General features: G+C 71.2%; 2 protein-coding genes. Both read right to left on the bottom strand.

The features are described from left to right. Positions 1-43: 43 nt before the first annotated feature. A complete protein-coding gene (locus GGD89_RS19380; RefSeq protein WP_221238576.1) occupies positions 44-1,858 on the bottom strand; it encodes a type IV secretory system conjugative DNA transfer family protein in 1,815 nt (604 codons plus the stop codon). After that, a partial coding sequence (locus tag GGD89_RS19375; RefSeq protein ID WP_184049123.1) for an ATPase, T2SS/T4P/T4SS family occupies positions 1,855-2,610 on the bottom strand: 756 nt, incomplete at its 5' end. The genes GGD89_RS19375 and GGD89_RS19380, both read right to left, overlap by 4 nt.

The following is a 2,610-nucleotide window of genomic DNA, read 5'->3' as shown; positions in this document are numbered from 1 at the left end:
ACGGTGGCGTCGTGGGCTCTGAGGATGCCGTTGGTCGCGGTCGTCATGACGGGTGTCCTTGTTCGGGGATGGGATCGGTGGCGGGTGCGGGCTCCAATGGGCGCTCCGATGGGGGCTCGGGCGGGGCCAGGCGGGCGCGCCGGCGCAGGGTTTTGTCCTGGAAGTAGAGGGTCTGGACGCCGCGCATGGGGGGCGATCCGGCGGCGAAGATCAGCGCCTCGCCGGGGATCACGCGGCCGCGCCGGCCCGTGCGCAGCCCGCCCAGGCGGAGCGCCTCGTCGGCGGTCAGCAGCGGGCGGGCCACCTCGGCCTGGCTGTCGCTGACGGAGTGCCGCTCGCCCAGGCGTCCGGAGCGCGAGCGCCGCGCCTGGACGATGGTGGCCTTGCCGGCCAGCCTGGAGAGATGCTCGGCCGTCTCCAGGCGGTTGGGGGCGAAGGCCACGCGGATGTGGCAGTTGCCGGTGAGGCTCTCGTCCTTGCCGTAGGTCTGGTGCAGTTGGGCGATGTCCTGGACGATCAGGACCGCCTTCAGGCCGTAGCCGGCCATGTAGGCGAGCCCCTTCTCCATGACGTCGAGCTTGCCGACGGCCGTGAACTCGTCGAGCATCAGCAGCAGCCGGTGGGTGTAGTGCTTCACCGGGGCGCCGTTCTCGAAGGCCATGCTCTCGGTCAGGCGGCGCAGCACCAGGCTCATGAGGATGCGGATCAGCGGCCGCAGGCGATCGATGTCCGAGGGCGGCACCATGAGATAGAGCGCCGCCGGTTTGTCGCCGTGCATCAGGTCGGCGACCGCGAAGCTGCTCGACGCCGTGTTGCGGGCGATGATGGGATCGGCGAACAACGCCATGCCGGTGATGGCCGAGGAGTGCACGCCCGAGCGTTCCTGGACCGCCTTGAGCATCATGCGGTGGGCGCCGCGCCGCACCTCGGCGTCGATCACGGGGTCACCGTGCTCGAAGGCGGCCATGTCGCGCAGCAGGTCCAGGAAGCGGTCCTCATCGTCGCCGTCATCGCCGGCGCCGATGCCCGAGAGGACGGCGTTGACGTCGGCCAGGCAGGCGGTGTCTCCACCCTCCCGGTGCCGGCGATAGAGGACGTGCAGGAGCGCCGTGGACAGCCAGGCGAAGCCCTCCTTCATCCAGTAGTCCTTCAGCCCCCGGCCGTCGGGGTCGATGATCATGGTGGCGATGTTCTGGCAGTCGCGGATCTCCTGGCCGGTGCCCAGGCGGATCTCGGCGAGCGGGTTGATGCGCACCCGGGCACGCGGGTCGGTGGGATCGAAGGCCAGCACGGTATGGCCCAGCGAGGCGCGGTAGCCGGCGCTGAGCGCGTGGTTCTCGCCCTTGATGTCCAGCACCAGGACACTTTCCGGCCAGGTCAGCAGGGTCGGCAGGATCAGCGACACACCCTTGCCCGAGCGCGTCGGCGCGAAGCACAGCACGTGTTCGGGGCCGTCGTGGCGCAGCGGGCGGACGCCGCCGAGGGGGCGTTTCCAGCCGCCCACCACCACGCCGCGCCGGCCCAGCAGCCCGGCCCGGCGCACATCGCGGGTGGTGGCCCAGCGGGCGGTGCCGTGCAGGTCGCGGGTTTTGACCCCGCCGGCGCGCGTGACGTTGCCGGCGCGGCCCAGCAGGGCGGCGGTCAGGGCCATGGCCATGAGCCCGGCGACGCCGCCGGTCCAGGCCGCCCGGGTCAGGGGGGCGGGCAGGCCCTCGGGGTGCAGCAGGGACTGCCACAGCCACACCCACCAGCGGCCGTCGCGGGCGTCGAAGCCCACCAGGTGATGCCACCAGGCCAGGATGCCGCCCACGGTGGCGGCCAGGATGACCAGGAACAGCAGCCGGCCGAGCACCATCATGCCGGCGCCTCCCCATCGTCGAGGACGCCGTCCCTGAGGACGAAGCGGCGGTTGCGGACCTCCCAGATGTCGGTGATGTGGCGATAGCCGTCGGCGCGGCGCTTGATCTGCACCACCACGTCGACCAGGTCGCCCAGGAACTCGGGCACGTTGGGCATGACGGCGCCCGACCAGGCGATGTTCTGGTCGAACTTGCGGTGAATGACCTGTTCCGGGCTTTCGGCGTGGATGGTGCACATGAAGCCGGTGACGCCGCTGTTGAGCGCGGCCAATGCGGCGAAGGCGTTCTGGGTGCTGATCTCGCCCAGCACGATGTGGTCGGGGGTGATGCGCATCAGGTGGTCGTAGAGTTCCCGCCAGCTGACCATGCCGGCGCCGGTGGCCGCCTCGCGCGCCGCCAGCAGGCCGGCGCCGTCCCAGAAGCGGCCGATGTGCAGTTCGGGGGTGTCCTCCAGGGCCACCACGCGGCGCTCGTCGGGCAGGGTGGCCAGCAGCATGTTGAGCAGCGTGGTCTTGCCGGTGTTGGTGGCCCCGGAGACGATGACGTTCGCCTCCCGGGCCACGGCGGCGACCAGGTAGTCGCGGACCCAGGGGCTGGCGCCCCACTGGTCCCAGGTGGGCACGAAGGGATGCTTGCAGCGCACGGCCAGCGACAGGCCGCTCTGCACGCTGGCGCCCACCAGGCATTCGAAGCGATGGCCGCCGGGCAAGACGCAGGACAGCTTGGTCTTGTCCTCGCCGTCGAAGGCGAC

Origin of the sequence: Roseospira visakhapatnamensis (assembly GCF_014197915.1) — a bacterium.
Lineage (GTDB): Bacteria > Pseudomonadota > Alphaproteobacteria > Rhodospirillales > Rhodospirillaceae > Rhodospira > Rhodospira visakhapatnamensis.
Note: the sequence above shows the minus strand (reverse complement) of the source record. Positions and strands in the feature narration are given on the sequence as shown.

Bases quoted from the DNA above. Each gene is read 5' to 3' on its own strand.
- GGD89_RS19380 (WP_221238576.1), bottom strand. From the start codon at position 1,858: ATGATGGTGCTCGGCCGGCTGCTGTTCCTGGTCATCCTGGCCGCCACC.